Raw genomic sequence first — 22,956 nt, forward strand, 5'->3', positions numbered from 1 at the left:
TAGGATCAGATTAAGGTCTGCTTAATTCAGTCAATAGACGTTTGGCATCTCCATTTTCCGTTTTGAATATTTCGTATACTTTTAAAGTCAGCGGCGTGTCGAATTGTTCAGAATTTCCGGTAAAGGCAATATTGTTCTCTCCTGTAACCAGGCGTTCCTGCCCAATCAACGATTTCACAGAGGTGCCCACGAGCCTTCCCAATGAATCATGCAGTTCAAATTGAAGCTGCGGGAAGCTTTCATCTACCTGGGTCTCTTTGATGCGTTCAATATCGAAGAAAAACTTGCCTTTATACGTATATTGATGGGTCGCTGAATTGAACAAGAAGGAAATGTCCCAACGTTCGATCGCTACATTAAACGGATACAGACTAAATTTGTCTTCTTTGTCCGGTGCTTGTAAATTCACACTGTAAGCGGCAATCGTTGTTTTGTACGGCGCTTGTGCCGTTGTATCCTGAAGCTTTAAGGCAAGCCCCGTTCCAGTCTCGGTCGCTGGTACCACATACGTGTAATTGATGGTCGTTCCTGTGTTCGGCAGTACAGACGTTGCCGCCAGCACTTGCCGTCTGCCACTGTATTGGTAACCTCCGCTGCCGATCAATTCCGTTTGAAACATGGGGATAGCGAGCGGTCGGGCACTTTGGTTATACAAACGGAATTTAGCTGTTACTTGCTTGCTGCCTTCATCCTGGTTATCGTTCATATGAAGCTCAACCAATGAAACCTGCAAATCCGGATGGATAAGTTCACTTCGCATATCGAATTTCATGGAGGTGCCTAATGCATAAGCTTCATAATTTTGTGGAGCAGTATCGCCTGGGAGCAATATATTCAGTCTGCCCACTTGATAACTAACCACGTTGGAAGCTCCTGATGTAAAGCTTTCAGCAGTCAACAGATTCAAGCTTAGCAGCTCTGTATCCTGATCGGTTGGAATTACGTAATGCATATACTTTTCTTCTTTGGCATCCAATTGAATCGTATCTTTCTCTAACCGGCTCCCTATGAACACCTTTTTATCGTTTTTCCCATCTATGGCAAAATCGGGTACGGTTTCCCGTTGACTCGACGGGTTATAAGCCAGTAATTGAACGACATATACATTACCCGTCTTGGTAGATTCCTTATGGATATCTACGGGTGTGTATTCGATTGGGGAATCCAATGCAGGAATCCGGAAAGCGTCAGACCACTTGCGGATTGCAGCAGAATCGGTCATAGACGTATCTACACCATGCCAAGGCTGGATCGTAATCGGGACTGAGGCCATGAGTGTTTCTTTCTTGGGATATACATAGTAATCTACATCCGTCCAATTGACTTCACTAATGGTTATTTTCTCAGCACGATCCAGTACGACCATGTAGCTAATATCGGTTGTGGTCTGGGGCTGTATGACTCTTGGATTCGCTGTGCTTGGCTGCAGCGTATAGGTTATTCCTTTGCTGGTGCGTGCACGAACCTCATAATCGGGAACCTTGGTGATCGAGGTGCTTGTATTTTCCATTTTGATCACAATACCGATCCGGGTACCTCCGAGAATTTCCTCTGTCAAAACACTTTTGATCTGTACATTCAATACATCCGTCAATGGATATACGGCAGCAATGGGTTGAACGGTTTGTGCAGGACTGAGCCTTGAAGCTGTTTGTTCGCTGATGGGTACAGAACTATTCGTTCCCAAGCTCGTGGTTACGGCTACCTCTGCAAAAGCAGGGCTCATGAAGCCAGTGATCGATGCCGATAACACGGCTGATGCTACGATGACGGTTAACCTTCTATTCATTCGTTTCGTTCTCCTCCTGTGACAAACATGGTTTATTGAGCTAGCTGTACTTTTTCTTTATCCTTCAGTTGATTCTGCCCCGAGGTTACCAACGGTTCACCTTCCTTGACACCGCTTATGACCTCTTGATACGTATCACTTAAACGACCCAGCGTGACCTTACGCTTCTCCACGGTATCTCCCGCCATAACAAATACGAAGCTCTCTCCACTTTCACGAACAATACTTAAGGTTGGCACGGTGACTACGATTTGATCCTGATCCTCTGTCAGCAGAACCTGAGCCTTCATTCCCGGCTTGAACTTGCGATCCTGATTGGGCAATTCAAGTTCCAACGAGTAGGCTTTGGATTGGGTGCTGACAACATCAGCCAGATAGCTCACTTTGGCCTTATATTTTTCAGCTGAACCGGATATGTAAAAGGATAGCTCTTGCTTCCCGCGAACTAGCGCCGCCGCCTCTTCGGTAAGCTCAGCTTTGATCTTGATTGGGTCCAGTTGCTGAATTTGTGCAGCACGGAAGCCCGCTGGAAGCGTCATGCCAACTTCAATCGGCAAATCCGTCAGCACTCCGCTAACGCTTGCTCTCACTTCCATATGCTCCAAGGTCCGATCGGCCTCTCGAATTGACACATCCGATATTAGTAAGCCCTGTTCCAACTGTGATAAGGAATTAGTCGTTTCCAGCGTTTTTTGTTTCTGCTGGCTGCTCTGCAAATCAAGCTTAAGATTGTTTAACTGGGTTTCTACCTGCTCCAGTTGGAATTTCGTAGATAGCCCCAAATCAAAGTCGTTGCGCATTTTATTATAATTCTTATCGGTTTCCTTAATTGCCGCTTCCAGCTTCACGATACCGTTCTGCAAATCCTGCTTGCTGTTAGCCAAATCCTCCCGCGCTTTCACCAGCTGCTCTTTCGTTGAGGATATCGTCACGGTCGCTTTTTCTTTGGATATCAGCACATCGGTTGGATCAAGTCTAAAAATCACTTCACCTTTTTCGACGTTATCTCCACGCTTCTTCAATATTTCCTTGACATCGCCGCCTACCTTGACTGACACATCGAGCTGAATGGAGGAGGCTATATCAGCCACCTGCTCCAAAGGCTCACTTATTTTTTGCTTCGCTACTTTGCTTACCTTAACCTGTTTGAGCTGTACTTCAGTAGCCTGTGCCGGTTGGGCTTTTGGCGTTTCGGAGCAGCCTGCAAGCATGACCGCTCCAACTAACATTAATCCCATAGCTTTTACACCTGTATGAACTGGATTATCCCTAAATGGTTTCATTGAATGTTGCTCCTTTTCGATATATATCTGTCAGCTACTCGTACCTACATGCCTTCTACTGTCGGGGTTTTGGCGACTCGGTTTTCATTTCTGTTCATAAACTGCGAGATTCCGACATTCATTTTATCGATAAGTTCATAAATCACGGGTACAACAATCAAGGTCAGTACGGTCGAAGTGATCAAACCGCCGATAACAACAACTGCCAAGCCTTTGGAAATCAGTGATCCATCGGAAACACCCAGCGCCAATGGCAGCAAAGTCATAACTGTAGCACCCGCGGTCATAATAATGGGACGAAGTCTTGTTAAGCCCGCTCTAACCAAAGCATCACGAACCGTTAATCCATCAGCGCGAAGCTGCTGTACCCGGTCGATCAGTACGATGGCATTGGTAACAACAACCCCGATCAACATCAAAAATCCAATGAGTGATGTAATATTGATCGACTCGCCTGAAATCAGCAGCGCGATAAGTCCGCCGATCGCAGCCAGTGGTACCGAAAAGAGAATAACAAACGGCGCACTCGCGTTCCCAAAAGCAATAACCATGACGAGATAAACGAGACAAATCGCAGCGCCCATGGCAACCGCCATTTGACCAAAGCTTTCCTGAATATCGTCATTAACCCCTTGTGCCTGCGTACGAACACTTCCAGGGAGTTCTACTGTTTTCAAAGCTTCTGTAACTTTGGTGCTCACGCCACCTTTGTCTTTACTTTCGATTTTGGCGGTGATTTTCACATATTGCTCCTGCGTTTCCCTAGTGATCGCTGCCGGTGCCTCTACCTGTTTGATTTTGGCTACATCATTAAGAGCGACTACCGCACCGGTTGAGGTTGTCAGCTGTATGCGCCCCAGCTTTTCCATAGAATTTTTGAAATCATCATCTACCATGACCTTGGTTTCAAAGGTTACATCGTCGAATTTGATATCGCCCAGTGGTGCCTCTGCAAGCCACAATCGTACCGTGTCTGTAAGCTGTGCCGAGGATAACCCGTACACACGCGCCTTATTTTGGTCCACACTGACAACGACCTGCGTCTTCTTTTCACTCAGGCTGTCTTTAATTGTTGTCATCTCGGGGAATTCCCGCATCTTCTCTTTAACCAACTCGGCACCGGCTATCAATTGATTCAGGTCTTCGCCTTTCAGCAGGTAGGCAAAATCATCTCCAGAGCCCATGCTTGCTGCTAACAGAGCACCTTCAATTTCCGATCCTTTAGGGGTCATCTCTATCATTTTGTTCTTAAACGTTTCAGCCATTTCCTTGGCATTGGAGGCCGCTGATACCGAAGCAATAATACTCGCTTTGTAAGGTGTTCGTTCTCCGCTCGTGTTCTGCTGATCATAACCAACCATCGATTCAAAATAGTCAAAGGCCGGTTGTCCAGCAGAATCCTTGGATTCCCGAAGCATCGCTTCGATTTCTTTAACCTTCAAATCCATCGATTCAAAGGAAGTATCCTGTGGCAGCTTCAACGTATACTGAACCTGCTTATTGGTTTCGCTATCCGGCATAAAGGCCATCGGAAGAAAAGGAACCGTTCCTCCTATCGAAATGATAAGCGCCAGTACTGCCGCCACAACCGTTTTCTTCGGATTATCGAGCGACCAATTTAATATTTTCTTATAACTGCCACCCAGTTTACCGACCTGCTCTTCATCGTGATGCTTGATCTTATTACTTTTGAGCACCATCAACTTGGCAAGCATCGGGATGACTGTCAATGCGATGATCAGTGAGGACATTAACGCCACAATCAAGGTAATGGCAAAGGGCCTGAATATATCCCCCAATACCCCGCCAACAAAGGTTATCGGTAAAAATACACCTGCGGTTGTAATCGTGGATGAGGTGATCGCCGAAGCTACCCGTGCAGTTGCCAGCTTAATAACGGATTCATTCCGGTCGCTGACCCGCTGAAGCTCACTGTATATGTTCTCAATAACAACAATCGAATCATCGACAACCCGGCCAACGGCAATCGTTAAACCGCCGAGCGTCATAATATTGAGTGTAATATCCAGTGATGCCATTGCGCATAATGTAGTTAAGATCGACAAAGGAATTGACACCAATACGATCAAGGTCATACGCACATTTCTCAGGAACAATAAGATCATGACGGAAGCCAGAACCGCCCCCATAATCCCTTCCTTCAGCATCCCGTTTATCGATTTTTTGACATCATTAGCTGCATTGTAAACAGGTGAAAATTGCAAATTCGGATATTCCTTTTTCCAGCCGGCGAACAATTTGTCAACATCATCGGCAAATTTGACCGTATTGGCATCTTTTCCTTTGAACAGCGTGAGGCCGATAGCCGGAGTGCTGTCCAACCGGGCAATATATTTGGATTCGGAAATGGCTTCAACCTTGGAAATATTTTTAAGCATGACCGTGTCGCCCTTGGGGGACGTAATTTTCATATTTTCCAAATTGTATATCGTGTTCAAATCACTTTCGATCCGAACCGATTGGGAGCTTCCGTTAAAATCGACTTTACCTGCCGGGCTCGTCATGAGCGCAGTTTGTATACTTTGTGAAACAAGCGCAGGTGTCATGCCGTAATTGTTGATCGCGCTAATATTCAGCTTCAGCTTCAAGGTAGCTTCCTGCTGTCCAATTGAATCTACATGATCAATCCCATCCATGGCGCTTAAGGTAGGCTCGATAACATCCTTATAAATCCGGTTCAGCTCGTCATGGTTCATATTCTCGTTACCATTAATCGCAGCAAAGTATACCGGGAAGTCACTGCTTCCAAACTTGGAAACCTTCGGTTCACTTGCTCCTTTTGGCAGCACAATGTCCTTGATCGAGCTTTCGATATCACGTTTCGCATCGTCAGGCTTTCTGCCGTTCACTAGCTCAACCGTGATCGACGAAAAGTTATCATTCGAGCTGGAGGAAACTTTTTTCACACCCTCCACACCCACAACCCGCTTCTCGATAACCTTCGTTACATTATCCATAACGTCCTTAGGAGGAGCGGGATATACCGTGCTAATAAATACGATCGGCAAGGAAATATCCGGCATACTTTCCTGTTTCAATGTGGATGCGGAGAATGTGCCTGCAAGGAGCAATATAAAGCTGATAATAATAATTGCTGCCGCATTTTTCAAAGAAAAATCAGTAAATTTGTTCATCATTTTACTCCTTTATCAAATTACAATAATTGCTTTTTGAGCAGCCATTCCTCGTTGAAGCCTTTCATTCTGGACATGTAAATGTCACAAAACAATGAAATTTCGCTGAATCTTTGTTCGACAACGCGACACGTCTCCTGATCCGCAGAATCCAGACCTTTTTGTTCCGGTAAAGCGAGCAAATTCCGATTCAGCGTTTGTTGAACGGATTTGATCTTCTCTTTGTATGTTTCGAAAACATGGATTTCAAAATCATCCGTTATGTAATAGTAATCCTTTCTGTCATTCTGAACCGGAACCTTATTGCACAAATGCCGCGATACCATATTCCGGATTTGAACGCTGATCGCGGCCTTTGACACAGATAATGCCTCAGCCATCTGCTGCAAGCATAAGGGCTCTGCCGAAAACAGAAGCAGTGTGAAGAGCCTGCCAACAAGCGGACTGAAGCCTTCTTTTTCCAGGTGCATGGACATAAAATGACTCGTGCTTAACTTCATTTCGTCGAGAGTCTGTAACATCGTATTGCTGGTGGCCCCTTCCTTCAAGTACATGTAAGTTCATTCGTAACTTTAAGAATGATATTAAAGTTACAATCACATTATGACTGACTGGTCATTATGGAAGTATAATAATGGATATACAGCTTTAAATCAACCTTTTTTTATTTTATTTCGTTACTTAAACAGATTTTGTGACCAGTCAGTCATAATGTTGACATGAATATGTTCGACGTATACAATGGCTGTATACATGTGATGTACCAAGTTTGGAAACAAGGAGTGTCGAACAGAATGAATGACAAAAAAACACAAATTGTTCAGGCTGCAATCAAGCTGTTCGGAGAACGTGACTACCATACAACATCCGTTCAAGATATTGTCAGTCTTGCCGGAGTATCCAAGGGAGCTTTTTATTTACATTTCCATTCCAAAGAGGAATTGCTCGTTCATATTTTCAATCATTATATGGAATCGTACCGCTCATATCTGGAGGAGATTCTTCAGGACCCCTCGTTAAGCGCTCGGGAAAGACTATTTAAATCCATTGAATATCAATGCGAAGCCTTCATCAAAGATAAAGATTTTATTGCGATGCAGCTAAAAGGGATCACCTTTTTAAATAAAGCTCTACAGGATTTAATGATTGATCACAGCAACCAAAACGTTATATGGTTTGATCAGCGTATCATTGAGCTCTATGGATCCGAAATCAGACCGCATTCATTTGATTGCGCCAACTTATTTAACGGGATGATCAAGGAGTTTTTTTTCTGCCATATCGTTTTCGGACATCCTATTGAAGGCGGACAGCTAGCCGAATATTTAATGAACCGTCTGGACGATGTTATTTATGGGATTCTGAGTAAACCCACCGTTCCCATTCTTTCCAAAGCTGTTATTTTGTCTGATCGCAGTTCAGAAACAACTCGCGAAAGCTTGATTGAGAGAGCGCTTACAACGAAGGGTTGGATTGAATCGCATGTCGAAGCCCCTATGGTTATGTGCACCATGCTTCAGTCGCTGGATGTAATCGTTCAAGAGGCCACTAAAGAAGATCCCAACGATATCATTATCAAGGGAATGGTTAATTACCTGATTTCCTTGGCAGAGGGGGATTCGGATATTATCGCCGTATTCAACAAATCATTCGGTTGTGCCCGTATTTGCTAATTTACCGAGAAAAAAAGGCTAACCTGAGTTTCCGGTTAACCTGATTGAGTGAACCATTCATTCACAAAGTATGTGTTTAGCGGTACTGCTTCAACTGCATTTGATCGAGACTTTTGAATTCATATCCCTGACCGCGGGCATCGTCAATAATTTTGCCCATAGCCTCTGCATTATCCTGAGAAACGGAATGAAGCAGAATGACAGCACCAGGATGAAGCTGTGCCATCACTTGTTGATAGGCATAGTTCCAGCCGTGCTGCTTTTTTGTATCCCAATCCCTGTACGCCACGGACCAGAAGACACTGGTATAGCCCAAATTTTGACTGACCCCGAGCATCTGATCACTAAAGATTCCCCTTGGCGGCCGCAAATACCGCACTTCGCTTTGTGGGGTCAGTTGGGTTATTTCCACTTTGACTTTGTCCAGCTCATCCTTCATACGGCCCGCAGATATACTGCTCATATCCGGATGACTCCAGGAATGGTTGCCAATGATGTGCCCCTCTTCAGCCATTCGCTTGACCAGCTCCGGTTGGTCCTTCACATAATGCCCGGTCACAAAGAAGGCCGCGGGCACCTTCTTATCCTTTAATACGTTCAGCAATTGAGCTGTATATCCGTTTTCATACCCGTTATCAAAGGTTAAATAAAGTTCCTTTTTCTCTGTATCCCCCAAAAAAATAGCTCCGTGCTTTTGAAGAATGCCCATAAAGCCCTCTTCCGCGATTGAAGGAAGCTTTCCATCCTTGCTTTTTTTAAAGCCAAAATGATAAGGACGATTATCGTCCTGAGCCCACACCTGACCAGAGAGCTGTACAACGCTAACCATTACCATTAAAAACACCACGGCCTGTATGGCACGTCTCATCCATGCACCCTCTTTTCTGAATTGACATCCTTCATGTCTCATAGCTGCCTAAAGGTAGTATTGCTCAGGATGAAATGAATCATCCGCTTAGCGAAAGAAAAGAAAGCTTGTAATCGTTGATAATGATCACGATTTCGCTCGAATTTCACTTGCAATTTGTTCCGCAATCTCTGCTATGCCCATCGATCCGATATCGCCTTCTTCACGTTTGCGGACCGCCACTTTATTCATTGACCGCTCGTTCTCGCCGACTACAAGCATGTAGGGAACCTTTTCAAGCTGTGCCTCACGGATTTTATAGCCAAGCTTTTCGCTTCGTATATCTACTTCTACACGAATACCTGCAGCTTCCAGTGCTTGCTTCACCTGCAGTGCATAGTCGATGTAGACATCGGACACAGGTAATATTTTCGCTTGAACCGGAGCAAGCCAAACCGGGAACGCACCGCTGTAATGCTCTGTTAAAATACCGATGAAGCGATCTATGGACCCGTAGGCTGCACGGTGAATGACAACAGGACGGTGCTTCTGATTATCTTCGCCGATGTAGGAAAGATCAAATTTCTCAGGCATTTGAAAATCAAGCTGGATCGACGCACACTGCCAGCTGCGTTTAAGCGCGTCCAGAATGTGGAAGTCAATTTTCGGTCCGTAAAAGGCCCCGTCACCTTCATTCATTCGATAGGCAATACCACTCTGATCCAATACATGCTGAAGAGATGCTTCTGCCAGATCCCACAACTCCGCCGATCCCATCGAATCCTCAGGACGTGTAGACAGCTCGATTGTATACTCAAAGCCAAACACCTGGTAAATTTGATCGATAAAAGCAATTACGCGTCCAATCTCCTCCTCAACCTGGTCCGGTCTTACAAAAATATGTGCATCATCCTGGCAAAACGTACGCACACGCATCATCCCGTTCAAGGCACCCGAAAATTCATGGCGGTGAACCTGACCGAATTCGGCAAGTCGTATCGGAAGCTCCCGATAGGAATGCAGTGTATTTTTAAAGATCAGCATGTGTCCCGGACAATTCATCGGTTTGAGGGCATAATGCGTATCGTCAACTTCAGTAAAATACATATTATCCTTGTAATGATCCCAATGCCCGGATTGCTCCCACATCCGTCGGTTCATCATGAGTGGAGTACGGACCTCCTGGTAATCCTGCTGCACCTGTACCTCGCGCGAAAAGTTCTCCAGCTCTGTACGTATCGACATGCCTTTGGGCAAGTAAAATGGCATTCCCGGCGCTTCCTCTGAGAACATAAACAATCCCAGTTCTTTGCCAAGCTTACGATGATCGCGTTTCTTCGCTTCCTCCAAGATGAACAAATGCTCCTCTAGCTGCTGTTTTTTGGGGAAGGCAGTTCCGTATATACGCTGCAGCATTTTATTGTTGGAATCACCTCGCCAATAGGCACCTGCTACACTCAGCAGCTTGAATGCCTGAATACGGCCTGTAGACGGGAGGTGGGGTCCACGACATAGATCGTAAAATTCACCTTGATCATAAATTGTGATGACAGAGGCTTCCGGCAAATCATGAATAAGCTCCAGCTTAAGTGGCTCCTCCTGCCGCTCAAATATCCGAATGGCCTCAACACGGTCTACCTCTCGTCTGACAATCGGCAGGTTCTCCGCAATTATGTTCTCCATCACCTGCTCAATTGCAGCAAGATCCTCACTGGATAAAGGTTTTTCAATGTCGATATCGTAATAAAAGCCATCCTCAATGACCGGGCCAATGCCGAGCTTTACTGACTTTTCGCCATATATGCGCTTAAGCGCTTGCGCCATCACATGCGCCGTACTGTGGCGGTATACCTTCAATCCTTCCTTGCTATCGAGTGTGATGATTGCTATATCGCAGTCCTGCTCAATAGACCGATTCAAATCAACCATTTCGCCATTGATTGTACCAGCCACCGCAAGTTTCCTTAGCCCCGGACTAATTGACCCTGCTATCTGCTCAATTGTTGTACCGTAACCATACTCCCTTACAGCTCCGTCGGGCAGCTTCACTTTCACTTGATTTGCCATGTTAACTCCTCCATTATGATCATTTTTGTAAACACAAAGAGCACACCCGTCTCCGCAAAGGGACGAATGTGCTCGTGGTTCCACCCTGATTATAACCTGCTGATAATAGCAGATCCTCATTGGTTTCTGTAACGGGAATTCCCGGCGAAATTTACTCTCATGAGCAAGCATGATTTCCATATCGCAGCTGCAAGGGGGTAAATTACTTATTTCCACAGAAGGGGCTTTCAGCCGGTGACCCCTCTTTCTGTTCAGCTTCCATAAGTGTTCATGTCCTTGGTTATTGCTTTTAAAGGTTATTTGGTTATTAAAAAAACAAAAAGAGCACACTCGTCTCCGAAAAGGGACGAATGTGCTCGTGGTTCCACCCTGATTATAACCTGCTGATAATAGCAGATCCTCTGGTTTCTGTAACGGGAATTCCCGGCGAAGTTTACTCTCATGTGCAAGCATGATTTCCATATCGCAGCTGCAAGGGGGTAAATCACTTATCTCCACAGAAGGGGCTTTCAGCCGGTGACCCCTCTTTCTGTTCAGTATCCCTAAGTGTTCATGTCCTTGGTTATTGCCTTGCTTTTATTTGTTAATTAGAATAACGAATGGAGATTATTTTGTCAAGGGGTATTGTTCGTGGGTAAAATCAATACCTCAAAGTAATGAACTCACGCCAGCTCCATCCACGCCTCGAGCAGCTTATCGTACCGCTCCTGCAGCAGACCGCGCTCACGCCATCGTACCTCCAGCAGCTCTGTATCGCCGTTGATACTAGCACCAAGCTCCAGCAGCTCTGCGTCTGCTGCGGCCATGTCCGCTTCGATCGCTGCAATCTGTCGCTCGAGCTCCAGACGCCGCCGCTCGGACGCGCGGGCGCTGCCATCTGCTTCTGCTTTCGGCGCGGTAACAGCTGCGCTTCGCGATGCAGTGGCAGCGTCATGATTCCTCGCTGCCTGAGCCTTCGCACCAGCAGAGCTCCGACTTCCCGTCGGTGCTTGTGCTTTCGCTCCCGCTTTGTCGCAGCTTTCCGCCACCGGTGACAGGACTCCCGCTGCGCCATGGAAGTCCGGCTTGCCCTCGACACGCGCGCCGTTCCGGCGTGCGCCGCTGACAAAACCGTTTCCTCCGCGCTCGGAAACCTCCTCTTCCTGCTGCCGCCTCTTCGCCCTGAACTCGTCAAAATTCCCGAGATATTGGGCCACCTTACCCTGCTCTAACAACCATACCCGCTGCGCCAGCCGATTGATAAAATAGCGGTCATGCGAGATCGCAAGCACAGTTCCCGGGAATTCCTCCAAAGCTTCCTCCAACGCCTCGCGCGAAGCGATATCCAGATGGTTCGTCGGCTCATCGAGCAGGAGCAGATTAGGCTTCGAGAGAACGAGCAGCGCAAGTCGCAGCCGTGACCACTCACCCCCAGACAGCAGGCTTACCGGACGGAATACATCCGCTCCGTAAAACAGATACCTCGCAAGAATACCCCTTGCTTCGCCTTCCTCTAAGCCAGCTTCCGTGCGGAAATAGTCCAGCACCGTCTGCTTGCGGTCCAGTATCGCATTTTGCTGTGCCAAGTATCCAATTTCCACACGGGCTCCCAGCCTGATTTCTCCACCATCGGGCATTTCTTCGCCCAATAGGAGCTTGAACAAAGTCGTTTTGCCTGTTCCGTTGTCTCCTAACAGCATTACTTTTTCCCCATACTGTAGACTTCCTTCCACCCCGGACAGCACATCACGACTGTCGTAAGATTTGGAAACCCCTTCAAAGATTACCACCCTGTTACCGGAGCGATCCAGCGGCACCAGCCCAAAATCAGCAGTTTTCTGCTCCAACACCGGACGTTTCACCCTCTGCATACGATCCAACGCTTTGCGAATCGAAGCTGCTCGCTTAAAAAACTTCTCATTTCCGCCGACCCGTCCCCACTCCTCCAGCTGACGAATCGTCTCCTTCATCTTCTTGATCACCTTTTGCTGCTCCTGATACTGAGCGAACTGCTGCAGCAGCCGTTCTTCCTTTCCCTTCATATACCCGCTGTAATTGGTCGTATACGTTTGAGCCTCTCCATCCTCCAGCTCAATCATTTTGGATGCTACACGATCAAGAAAATAACGGTCATGCGACACAACCATACATGCGCCTGTATAGCTCCGCAAAAACTGCTCAAGCCATTCAATGCCCCTCAGATCGAGATGGTTTGTTGGCTCGTCGAGCAGCAGCAGCTCGGGTCGAACAATCAGCTGTGAGGCTAGCGCTACCCTCGTCTTCTCGCCTCCGGACAGTGAGCTGAAGCTGCGCATGTACGCACTCTTCGGAATTTGCAAGCCTAGGGCCACTTGATCAATGCTGGCATCCATTTCATAACCGCCGCCCCGTTCAAAACGCTCTTGTACGGCAGCATAGGCTTGCAGAAGCTGCTCAAGCCGTTCGGGGCTCGATGACACCTTAGGGTCGGACATTTCGTGCTCCAATTCGGTTAATTCCTTCTGGCATTTTGTCAGCTCCAGGTAACCATAAGCGAGCACTTCATACACCTTCATACTTTCAAATTCAACAGGGATTTGCGGCAAATATCCTACCTGAATATCCTTCTTCAGAGTCAACATGCCTTCATCCACATGCAATTGTCTGGAAATGAGCTGCAGCAGTGTCGATTTTCCGCATCCGTTTCGCCCGATAAGACCTACCTTTTCTCCTTCATGCACTTCAAAAGTAACCCCATCCAGCACAAGGTGGGCACCGTGGTATTTTTTTATATTTTGGCCGTTAATAATAATCATAATAAAGGATCCTCCTAGAGATGAAGACCCTAACTCAACAGCAAAAAAGAGCCGCAGCAGCAAGCCCGCGACCCTTCGGATGGTACAGCAATCCGTATCGGTTAAGGTAGGCGTCTTCTCGCGAATGGTACAACCGTATTTGAATAATCAGACAGACTTCTCCCGTTGTTCGGAAAAGTATGAACGATGCCAGCCATAGCAATCGGCAGCTGGCTAATACGGTTGTTCACCATTTCGTGATTCACCTACCTCACCTCCTTGTTTTTATTATTGTAACTGTAGCATAAAACGCACGGATAATGCAATGTCTACTCTCCCAGCTTGAATACTTTAAGTTTCCGGGCAGCAAAAAAGGCTGCACGAACGGCGGCAGCCTTTTTGTTCCATCTCATCCTATTTGGAGCGTCCCTTACCTACCAGAAACTTTTTCTTCGTTTTTTTGTCCATTACCGGTAAGTGTTTATAGCTCCGTACCATCGGGCTTTTACATAAAGGACAGTCAGGCAATTCTTCTGTTACAAATTCCTTACGTGTCCATGCTTTGCATTCAGGTTGTTTGCATTTCCATATTTCTATGTGTTCCAGTTCTTGCGTTTGTTCCTCTAATGTCGTAGTTGCCATTTCCAATCAGATCTCCCTGCGTTAATTTCTAGACTTCTTATTATTATACAGAAGACGACTATTGGCAAGCCCTATTTTCGCTAATAGGCCAACATCTATCTACTTCACCATCCCGCATGAGGGTACAACAAAGAAGACCAGCAAGTGATACTCACTTTCGGCCCGCTGAGAATGCTTATGTATAAATATGGATAGCATTAAATGTGTAACTAATCCGTAAAATAAAAGGCGGTGGTTTGAATCGTAAATATAAATATGGCTCCATGCTCAACATCTTTTTGCGCATGAATTTTTCCACCCATCAATTCTACCAGCGTTTTGCAGATCGCTAATCCAAGCCCTGTACCTCCATATTTACGTGCCCTCGACGAATCGAGCTGCGAAAAGGGCTTGAACAAATCAACCATCTTCAGCGGGGGAATTCCGATTCCACTATCCTTTATGACAAATTCAATCTCAAGGGAATCGTCCTGCGCGGAAATTTGATTAACCATCACATGAATCCCGCCGCTTTTCGTAAATTTAACAGCGTTTCCGACTAAGTTAATCATGACTTGGCGAAGTCGGGTATGGTCGCTCGCAATAAGCTGAGGAAGCTGTTCATCGATGTTATACTCCAGAATCAGGTTTCGCTCCAAGGCGGTGGCTGTAAATAATTCAAACGTTTCTTGGACCAAAGCTTTCAGTTCAAGCGGTTCCTGCTCCAGTTCCATTTTGCCGGATTCAATTTTTGAATAATCTAGAATATCATTGATCACGGACATTAAGGCATTCGCACTATTCCGTATAATTCCAGCATATTTTCTTTGTTCTGACTCAAGATCCATTTCAAGGAGTAAATCCGCCATCCCAATCACACCATTCATCGGTGTACGAATTTCATGGCTCATCATGGACAGAAATTCAGATTTAACAAGCAGCGCATTTTCCGCTTCTTCTTTAGCTTGCAAAAGCTCGATATCCAACATTTTCCGTTTCGTTATATCCCTTGCAATGACGTATACCCCAACCACTTTCACTTCCAGCACGATAGGAAAACTGATTACATCATAGATGACGATTTCACCATTCAAACTCATCTCTTTTGTTTCATAGCGCTGCACGTTCCCGTTTACTGTTTGTTGAAAATAGTGTTCGATACCAGGTAAATTGTCTTCTGAGGTAAAAGCACGGAAATTTAGCTGACCCTGTTCCACTTCTTCGCTTGCTACCCCTATTATTTGCTCAAAAGCCGGGTTGACCGATGTATAATTTCCAAGTAAGTCCAATGAATAAATAAGATCTGGATGATGCTCGAACAGGGTAACCGCCTCCCTGAATCGTTCCAAGCCTTTGTTGCTTCTTTCAAGCTCTGCTTTGACCGATTCCAACGCTTTTTTTTGCAAATCCAATTCAATAAATACCTTTACCTTACTAAGCAGGATATCTGTGTTAACCGGTTTGAACAAAAAATCGACAGCGCCGGTCTCATAACCTTTATACACGCTCGCTTCCTCTTTATGGGTAGCTGTCACAAAAATAATCGGAATGAGCTTTGTCTTCTTATTGCCGCGCAAAATCTCGGCCAGCTCGAATCCGTTCATTTCCGGCATATTCACATCAAGTAAAATCAATGCAAAATCATGACGCAGCGTGAACGACATGGCTTCATTCCCCGAATGTGCTTTATAAATTTCGCAGCCTAATGTTTGTAATATTTGCTCCATGGCAAACAAGTTTTCTTCTCGATCATCAACGACAAGTATTTTAGCTGCAAGCTTTTCCTTTGCAGGTATCATGAATGTCCCTCCTTAAAGTCTGCGAAGCTTCCTTACTTCGTAAACAAATGTTTATTTAAACAGCCATACTCGCAACAAGGAAAGCAGATTGTCCGTGTCAATCGGTTTTGTCATGTAATCGTTGGCACCGCCTTCAATACATTTCATTTTATCACCTACCATCGCATTAGCCGTTAACGCGATAATCGGCAGCTTATTGAACTCAGGATTCTCGCGAATTCTTCGCATGGCTTCGTAGCCATCCATGACGGGCATCATAATATCCATAATAACCAGTTCAATACCGGCAACCTGATCCAGCATTTCCAGAGCCAGCTTACCATTATCTGCCATAACTACGTCCATTTCGTAATGCTGCAGCAGCTTGGACAAAGCAAACGTATTTCGCAAATCGTCGTCCACCAACAATATTTTTCGACCTTTTAAAGTTTCATCCCCATCGTGCAGCATGTTGACCCCATGGCGCTGTTCAAAGGGTAGCGATTTATTCACATGCTGGAGAAACAGAGAAACTTCATCCAACAACCGATCCGGGGAATGAGCGCCTTTGATGACAATACTACCCGTGTAATGATTCAATTCCTTGTATTCCTCTTGTGTTAACTCTTTACCTGTATAAACAATAATCGGTGGTACATGAGTCTTCTTAAGCTCTGACAGTTTGGCAAGTAATTCAAAACCCGTCATGTCGGGAAGCTTTAAATCAAGAATCATACAATCGTAGTCCTGTAATCGCAATCGTTCCAAGCCCTCCGCACCTGTCTGAACACAATGAATCTCGATTTTTTTGTGGAGGAGCATTTCATATATGGCTTTCTGATTATGAGCATCATCTTCAACGACAAGCATCAGTTGAATACGCTCCTGCAAAACAACTTCGATCCTGGCAAATACGGAATCAAAGTCTGTGACGCTGATAGGCTTTGTGAGGAAACCAACTGCCCCTTTATCCAGCGAGGTTTGTCTATCTTCCTTGCCAGTAATAATATGAACCGGAATATGTCGTGTTTCGCTATCGTGCTTAAGCAATTCGAGCAATTTAAGCCCATCGATATCTGGCAGACCCAGATCCAGCAATACGGCACTAGGCATATACTTCTTTATCAGCTGAAGACCACTGAAGCCATCTTCTGCCGCAATACATTTGAAGCCCTTGGCAGCAGACATATCCAATAAGACCTTGGCGAAGCTTTTGTCATCCTCTATTATCATGATTACCTTCTCGTTCATATGAGGCTCGATATGATCCCGATCATCAGCAATAAACGCTTTGATAGCTTGTGGAGTTTTGACCCTTTCTGCCGCCGCGGCGGTAATAGACTGCTCCATATGAGCCTCGGATATTGTATTTTCAGACGAATGGACCATAGAAGTAACCATATCGTTTGAGGAGGCCATTCCGTTCATGGGGTCCCCAATAGATGAGACATGATTCATGTCAAGCGGGAGAATTAATGTAAAAGTGCTTCCTACGTCCTTCTCACTCACTAAATGAATTTCGCCGCCAAGCAGCTTGGCAAGCTCTCTGGAAATCGTCAAGCCCAATCCGGTTCCGCCGTACTTGCGAATGGTAGAGCCGTCAGCCTGCTGAAAAGATTCAAATATCGCTTTTTGCTTGTTCGGTACAATTCCAATCCCTGTGTCACTTACGATAAAAGCAACCGTATTGTTTGCTGTGAGAGTAGTATTGATAAAGTGAAAATCCGCTGCAGGGCGGCAAATAGTCAAGGAAACCGTTCCTTTGGATGTAAATTTGAATGCATTGGACAAAAAGTTTTTGAGTATTTGTTCAGTCCGCTGGCCGTCTGTTATGAGGGTCCACGGAACTCCTTCTTCTATTTGCAATTCGAACTGCAGCCCTTTATCCTGTGCTATCACATTGAACTGATACTTGAGATTGTGGACAATCGATTCCAGCTTAACTTCCTCCGGCATCACGTTTAACTTACCTGCCTCTACCTTGGACAAGTCCAAAATATCATTGATCAGTGTTAACAAATTCAAGCCGCCGCTGTAGATAATTTGAGCCGACTCGATTTGATCCTTCGTCAAATTCCCCTCCATGTTATTAGCGAGCAGCTTCGCGAGTATTAGCAGACTATTAAGCGGGGTCCTTAATTCATGAGACATATTCGCTAAAAACTCCGACTTGTAGTTACTGGCCAGCTCCAACTCGTTGGCCTTCACCTCAAGATCATCCTTGGATAATTGGATCATTTCATTTTGTTTGATAATATCCATCGTTTGCATTTCCAAGCGTTTTGTCTTAACCGCCATCTCATCGTTAATTATTTGCAGTTCTTCACTTTGCAGCTTCAGCTTCTCTTCTGAATACTTTAACATTTTGGTTTGTTCTTCCAATTCTTCATTGGATACGCGTAATTCTTCCTGTTGTATTTGTGCTTCCTCAGCTAATAATTGCGCTTTTTCGGCAAGAAGCTGTGATTCTAATAGGGATTCTTCCGTTCGTTGACGACTGGAGGCGCTGTTAATAATAACACCTAATGGCGTGGACAACAGTTCAAGCAAATTTTGCTGTATGGGCGTAAAAGCTTTGAACGAGGCTAATTCAATTACCGCTACTACCTCATCTTCGAAAATAATCGGCATGACAAAGATCGTCAGAGGATTGTGTTCTCCCAGTCCGGAGCTGATCTGAATATATTCATTAGGCACTTGTGTCAGCAATATCGGCTTCTTCTCCAATGCACATTGACCAATCAAGCCTTCTCCCGAACGGAAATGATGCGAAATATTTTCCCGCTGCTTGTAGGCATAGCTGCCAAGCAATATAAAATCACCCGTGTGCTCAGCGTTTTTCCTTGTCTCTTTTACATAAAATACACCTTGTCCAACCTCGATCAGCTTGGAAATTTCTGAAATAAGCATTTTTATCAGCTGCTGCAGGTCGGTTATTCCGAGGGAAAGCTCTGTTAAACGGGCCAATTCGGCCTTCAACCAATATTGTCTTTCTTTTTCGGCCATCATTTCCTGGAACGTAAACCATACTTGAATAAGCAGAGATAGCGAAACTAAAATAATAAGAAGATTCATCAGATTCATAAAGACAAGCCAGTTTAAAGCTCCGCTCCTGCTTCGATCCAGTCGGTCGAGCAAAGCCACTCCATATTGATCTTCCGCTTGCTTCATTAAATCGATGACATCTGTCGATTGCAGATACCAGTATACCGGGTCAACAGCAGCACTCTTACCATCAGCTCCATCCAATACGTTGTATCGAATACGATTGACCTCATCAACTACTTGCCCTTTAACGATCGACTTATATTGACCAAGCCAATCCGAGCTTGCATTCGAAGTAAAGCTGTTCAAATAAAGCTGCCGCTCTTGTTCCAACGAACCTAAGTTATATATATCTGTAGCTTGGATTTGACGAGCTTGAAGAATACGGCTAATGAGGATTCGTTCCTTGCTAAGCGCTGCTTTGCTTTGAGAGAAGCTGTGAAAGGCTGACAGACTAGCAGCGATTTCAAGATTCGAGCTTGCCAATTTCAATTGATCCATCAAAATAAAAAAAGACCCTAACGTATCATCATAGTACGTCAGGATCGAATTCGCATCCATTTTTTGTTTGTCCATTAACCCCCGCTCTGCATCGAGCTTATCCAACATTCTTATGGAACGTTCCAGATTGTTTCTGGTAGTCGCATCCAGCTCATTTTTCGTTACAACATCCGAATATTGATTAAAATTAATTATACTTTGGTCGGAATTCTTTCGCTGCTCCAGCATTTGATTTCGTTTGAGCTCTGTGTGATCAGCGTAATAGCTTACTGTAATTCCTTGTTCCTTTTGAAGCTCATGGATCAAGTCGATGGTTTTCACCAGGAGCTTGGTCTTGGTTTCTAACTGACCTAACTCAGTTCGATCGTTCATTTTGGCAATAACCACTGTGATTGAAAAATACAGCAAACCGAGCATTGGAATTAAAACCATAACAACCAGCTTGCTGTTCATTTTCAAGTTCTTTATCCAGAGCATATTCCGATACCCTCATTTCTCAATCTCGCCCTACAAAAATTCCATCATTTTTACTCAAAATTCCAAATTAGCCTTAACTAATTATAGTAACACAATTAAAAGTAAAGATATATGTTTATGATTAAACTAATTATGATATTTCGAGTCTAGCATTCTAGGCAGTTTTACAATAACCGTTGTCCCTTCCCCAAGCCTGCTCTGTAATTGAATGGAGCCATGGTGCAAATCAACGATTTTTTTTACAATCGAAAGTCCGAGTCCACTACCGGAGCGGGCACGATTTCTGGCTTTATCAGCTTTATAAAAGCGTTCACTAATATGTGGAAGTTCGTCCTCGGATATTCCGATGCCCGTATCGCTGATCTTCACCGTAATATCATGTTCGACTGCGATTCCGATCCGGATCGTATCTCCTGGCAATGAAAATTTGATACTGTTGGTAATCAGATTCAACCATACTTGATAGATAAGCCCGGAATCCGCGGTAATAACGACTTCGGATAAATCCAGCTCGACGACCAACTGCTTTTCCGCCCATTGCCACTCGGTCATGATCAAGGCCTGCCGAATCTGTTCATCCAGCCGGAAAGTTGTCGGTTTGACCACCGTCTTTTCTTTGTCCAGCGCTGCCAAAGTCAGAAGCTTCTTGCTCATTGACGATAAGCGTCGACTTTCCTCCTCAATGATACGTAGGTATCGTCGTGCCTCTTCAGGTGTAGCTTTCTGTTCAAGAATCGCCTGTGAAAATCCTTGTATGGACGCTAACGGCGACTGAATTTCATGCGAAACATTGGCTACAAACTCCTGCCTCATATCGTCGAGCTGCTTAAGCGTCTGCGCCATTTGTGCAAAATATCGGGCCAAATTACCGATTTCATCGTGGCGTGAAACATCCATTTCGATGTCGTAGCTGCCGCTCACGATTTGTTGAGTTGCTTGGGTCAATGTTTGGATAGGTTTGACGATGTATCGCGTTGAAATAACAATGAACACGATATTGAACAAAAAGCTGAACACCAATAGTATAGCCAGCAGGGTTCGAACTTCACCAAACTGCTGTTCCAGATTTGGACGAATAAACACAGCATGTGTATTCCCTTTTGCCATAATGGGTAATCCGATGCTGTTCTGGATACTATTTTCAAAAAGCCCGTTAACCATCAGCAGATGGCGTTCCTCCAAAATTCCTTTATAAATCCCTCCACCTAAAACATGACGAATCTGCTCCGCAGCCATTTGTTTATTTTTGAACGGGGAGCCGTAAAATGAGCCCTGCATCTGGTCATCCACAGTATAAATCTGGAATCCCATGTTGGCGATATGTGACAAATATTGCCCCAGATCAAGATCCGGCGTTTTTTCATATAACGTCTTGACTTCATTGCCGATATTCAGTATTTTTTGTTCGTTATAGTTGATCAGCTTCTGGACATAATAAACATTTGCCAATAGAAGAGCCAATACACCACTTACAAGCGAAATCAGCACAAACGTTACCACAATGCGAATATAAAGACTTCTCATCCTCCCTGCACCTCGATCTTATACCCTAAGCCGCGGATCGTAGTGATGACAAAGTCATCCGTTCTGTCTGCAAATCGTTCACGCAAACGCTTAATATGTACATCGATGGTCCGGCTGCCCCCTTCGTAATCCGACCCCCATATCAGCTGCAGCAGCTGCTCTCGCGTGAAAATACGTCCGGGTTGACTCGCCAATTGGGACAGCAGCTCAAATTCTTTCAACGGTAAAATGAGAACAGAGTCACCCGTCTTCACCTCGAAGCTATTACGGTCTATCGTCGTACCGTTCAACCGGATTAATTCCGAAGAAACCATTTGATATCGACGCAGTAAGGCTTTTATCCGAAACATCAGTTCCTTCGGCTCGAACGGTTTCACCATGTAATCGTCTGTACCGGACAAGAAACCTTTTTCTTTATCCTCAATCTCTCCCTTAGCCGTCAGCATAATGACCGGAATATCATAGTGTTTGCGGATTTCCTTGCAAAGCTCCCAACCATTCTTCGACGGCATCATAATATCCACCACGGCCAAATGGACCTGTTCGTTTTCCAGGATGGTTGACCCTTGTTCACCATTGTCTGCTTCTATAACGATATACCCTTCCTTCTTTAAAAGAAAAGCTAATAGTTCCCGAATGTGGGGATCATCATCCACAACCAAAATGTGAGTTCTCAATGTGTCACTCCTTTTCGAATTCGCTGAGGTTATCCCTTAATATTTCTCCAACAATATAGTCAACATACATGAATGTAGCTTAAACAAACAATATGAACGGACGATGAACGGGATATTACAACAGCTGTAATCATTCGTACATCGTCCATTCATATTGTCAGCCTACAATACATCATGTGAGACGGTAACGCGAGGCCAGCGCCTCCGTGCATCTCAACTTATTATAAACGGGGGAAATCACATGTTTGGTTTTATGTTATTTTTACATCTTGCTGGCTTGGTCATTTGGCTCGGTTCCTTGTTTGCCATCATGATCATGCTGATTATGTTAAACAAACAGTTGGGTTCGCTTGAATCCAATACATTAGCACAGCGCATTATTCGCACCTTTAGCAGGTTTGCTCACCCAAGTGCTGTCTTCGTATTAATCAGTGGGATTTTGATGATTATTCAAATGGGGATGGGGTCCGGGAAGCCGTTATGGCTGGAGGTCATGGAAAAGGGAGGCGGTACGATTATATTGCTTGGCCTAATATTCACCGGTATTCTGGGAAGTAAAGTTAAAAAACGCTTGAGCATCCCGGGAGAGGCTCATCACGTCAAATTATCAGGTTATATGTTTGCGATCAGTACGGTTATTGTCCTCACGCTTTCCGTTGTGCTGGTTGTGAGTTTAAAAATTTAAACCGAGGAATAAGCCAAATATGATTCCGACTGCGCAAGGTGCCTGGTCCAAGCTTGGTCCATTGTCGCAGTCGGTGTCTTT

General features: G+C 45.0%; 15 protein-coding genes. 2 read left to right on the forward strand and 13 right to left on the reverse strand.

Features of this window, described 5'->3' with window-relative positions:
* Positions 1 to 10: 10 nt before the first annotated feature.
* Genes BK127_RS31850 through BK127_RS31865 form a run of 4 tightly spaced genes read right to left on the reverse strand, consistent with a single transcriptional unit; the run spans position 11 to position 6,727 of the window.
* Positions 11 to 1,789: a hypothetical protein gene (locus BK127_RS31850; protein WP_076236139.1), complete on the reverse strand. Its 1,779-nt coding sequence runs from the start codon at positions 1,787 to 1,789 to the stop codon at positions 11 to 13.
* Between the two features lie 32 nt (positions 1,790 to 1,821).
* Positions 1,822 to 3,072, reverse strand: a complete 1,251-nt coding sequence (locus tag BK127_RS31855) for an efflux RND transporter periplasmic adaptor subunit (protein WP_076236140.1) — start codon at positions 3,070 to 3,072, stop codon at positions 1,822 to 1,824.
* 44 nt (positions 3,073 to 3,116) lie between these two features.
* A complete protein-coding gene (locus BK127_RS31860; protein WP_076236141.1) occupies positions 3,117 to 6,227 on the reverse strand; it encodes an efflux RND transporter permease subunit in 3,111 nt (1,036 codons plus the stop codon).
* Between the two features lie 20 nt (positions 6,228 to 6,247).
* The gene (locus BK127_RS31865) at positions 6,248 to 6,727 is read right to left on the reverse strand and encodes a GbsR/MarR family transcriptional regulator (protein ID WP_179097679.1); all 480 of its coding nucleotides are present in this window, start codon (positions 6,725 to 6,727) and stop codon (positions 6,248 to 6,250) included.
* Positions 6,728 to 7,021: 294 nt separating this feature from the next.
* Here BK127_RS31865 and BK127_RS31870 point away from each other — a divergent pair, with 294 nt between their 5' ends.
* Complete coding sequence (locus BK127_RS31870; RefSeq protein WP_076236142.1) at positions 7,022 to 7,900, forward strand: TetR/AcrR family transcriptional regulator; 879 nt, start codon at positions 7,022 to 7,024, stop codon at positions 7,898 to 7,900.
* A 76-nt stretch (positions 7,901 to 7,976) separates the two neighbouring features.
* On the opposite strand, the gene pdaA is transcribed toward BK127_RS31870, so the two are convergent.
* From pdaA to BK127_RS31910, 9 genes are all read right to left on the reverse strand, one after another.
* Positions 7,977 to 8,735 carry a delta-lactam-biosynthetic de-N-acetylase gene (gene pdaA / locus BK127_RS31875; RefSeq protein WP_372237391.1) on the reverse strand — a complete coding sequence of 253 codons (759 nt, stop codon included), beginning with the start codon at positions 8,733 to 8,735 and terminating at the stop codon, positions 7,977 to 7,979.
* 159 nt (positions 8,736 to 8,894) lie between these two features.
* On the reverse strand, positions 8,895 to 10,814 hold the full coding sequence (thrS, locus tag BK127_RS31880; protein ID WP_076236144.1) for a threonine--tRNA ligase: 1,920 nt from the start codon (positions 10,812 to 10,814) through the stop codon (positions 8,895 to 8,897).
* Positions 10,815 to 11,476: 662 nt separating this feature from the next.
* The gene (gene abc-f, locus BK127_RS31885) at positions 11,477 to 13,588 is read right to left on the reverse strand and encodes a ribosomal protection-like ABC-F family protein (RefSeq protein WP_076236145.1); all 2,112 of its coding nucleotides are present in this window, start codon (positions 13,586 to 13,588) and stop codon (positions 11,477 to 11,479) included.
* Positions 13,589 to 13,689: 101 nt separating this feature from the next.
* Positions 13,690 to 13,833: a hypothetical protein gene (locus tag BK127_RS44080; RefSeq protein ID WP_179097680.1), complete on the reverse strand. Its 144-nt coding sequence runs from the start codon at positions 13,831 to 13,833 to the stop codon at positions 13,690 to 13,692.
* A 148-nt stretch (positions 13,834 to 13,981) separates the two neighbouring features.
* Positions 13,982 to 14,209, reverse strand: coding sequence for a cold-inducible protein YdjO-related protein (locus tag BK127_RS31890; RefSeq protein WP_076236146.1), 228 nt, complete (start codon positions 14,207 to 14,209; stop codon positions 13,982 to 13,984).
* Positions 14,210 to 14,418: 209 nt separating this feature from the next.
* Entirely contained in the window at positions 14,419 to 15,987 is a 1,569-nt protein-coding gene (locus BK127_RS31895; protein ID WP_076236147.1) for an ATP-binding protein, read from the reverse strand.
* A 51-nt stretch (positions 15,988 to 16,038) separates the two neighbouring features.
* The gene (locus BK127_RS31900) at positions 16,039 to 19,989 is read right to left on the reverse strand and encodes a response regulator (protein ID WP_076236148.1); all 3,951 of its coding nucleotides are present in this window, start codon (positions 19,987 to 19,989) and stop codon (positions 16,039 to 16,041) included.
* Between the two features lie 126 nt (positions 19,990 to 20,115).
* On the reverse strand, positions 20,116 to 21,513 hold the full coding sequence (locus BK127_RS31905; protein ID WP_076236149.1) for a sensor histidine kinase: 1,398 nt from the start codon (positions 21,511 to 21,513) through the stop codon (positions 20,116 to 20,118).
* A complete protein-coding gene (locus BK127_RS31910) occupies positions 21,510 to 22,190 on the reverse strand; it encodes a response regulator transcription factor (protein WP_076236150.1) in 681 nt (226 codons plus the stop codon). Before BK127_RS31910 ends, BK127_RS31905 begins: the two co-directional genes overlap by 4 nt.
* Positions 22,191 to 22,431: 241 nt before the next feature.
* On the opposite strand from BK127_RS31910, the gene BK127_RS31915 reads away from it, so the two are divergent.
* Positions 22,432 to 22,875, forward strand: a complete 444-nt coding sequence (locus tag BK127_RS31915) for a hypothetical protein (protein WP_076236151.1) — start codon at positions 22,432 to 22,434, stop codon at positions 22,873 to 22,875.
* Positions 22,876 to 22,956 lie beyond the last annotated feature (81 nt).

The organism is Paenibacillus sp. FSL H7-0331, assembly GCF_001956045.1.

Excerpts from the sequence above, each read along its gene's own strand:
- BK127_RS31850 (WP_076236139.1), bottom strand. The coding sequence starts at position 1,789 with ATGAATAGAAGGTTAACCGTCATCGTAGCATCAGCCGTGTTATCGGCA.
- BK127_RS31855 (WP_076236140.1), bottom strand. The coding sequence starts at position 3,072 with ATGAAACCATTTAGGGATAATCCAGTTCATACAGGTGTAAAAGCTATG.
- BK127_RS31860 (WP_076236141.1), bottom strand. The coding sequence starts at position 6,227 with ATGAACAAATTTACTGATTTTTCTTTGAAAAATGCGGCAGCAATTATT.
- BK127_RS31865 (WP_179097679.1), bottom strand. The coding sequence starts at position 6,727 with ATGAAGTTAAGCACGAGTCATTTTATGTCCATGCACCTGGAAAAAGAA.
- BK127_RS31870 (WP_076236142.1), top strand. The coding sequence starts at position 7,022 with ATGAATGACAAAAAAACACAAATTGTTCAGGCTGCAATCAAGCTGTTC.
- pdaA (WP_372237391.1), bottom strand. The coding sequence starts at position 8,735 with ATGGTAATGGTTAGCGTTGTACAGCTCTCTGGTCAGGTGTGGGCTCAG.
- thrS (WP_076236144.1), bottom strand. The coding sequence starts at position 10,814 with ATGGCAAATCAAGTGAAAGTGAAGCTGCCCGACGGAGCTGTAAGGGAG.
- abc-f (WP_076236145.1), bottom strand. The coding sequence starts at position 13,588 with ATGATTATTATTAACGGCCAAAATATAAAAAAATACCACGGTGCCCAC.
- BK127_RS31890 (WP_076236146.1), bottom strand. The coding sequence starts at position 14,209 with ATGGCAACTACGACATTAGAGGAACAAACGCAAGAACTGGAACACATA.
- BK127_RS31895 (WP_076236147.1), bottom strand. The coding sequence starts at position 15,987 with ATGATACCTGCAAAGGAAAAGCTTGCAGCTAAAATACTTGTCGTTGAT.
- BK127_RS31900 (WP_076236148.1), bottom strand. The coding sequence starts at position 19,989 with ATGCTCTGGATAAAGAACTTGAAAATGAACAGCAAGCTGGTTGTTATG.
- BK127_RS31905 (WP_076236149.1), bottom strand. The coding sequence starts at position 21,513 with ATGAGAAGTCTTTATATTCGCATTGTGGTAACGTTTGTGCTGATTTCG.
- BK127_RS31915 (WP_076236151.1), top strand. The coding sequence starts at position 22,432 with ATGTTTGGTTTTATGTTATTTTTACATCTTGCTGGCTTGGTCATTTGG.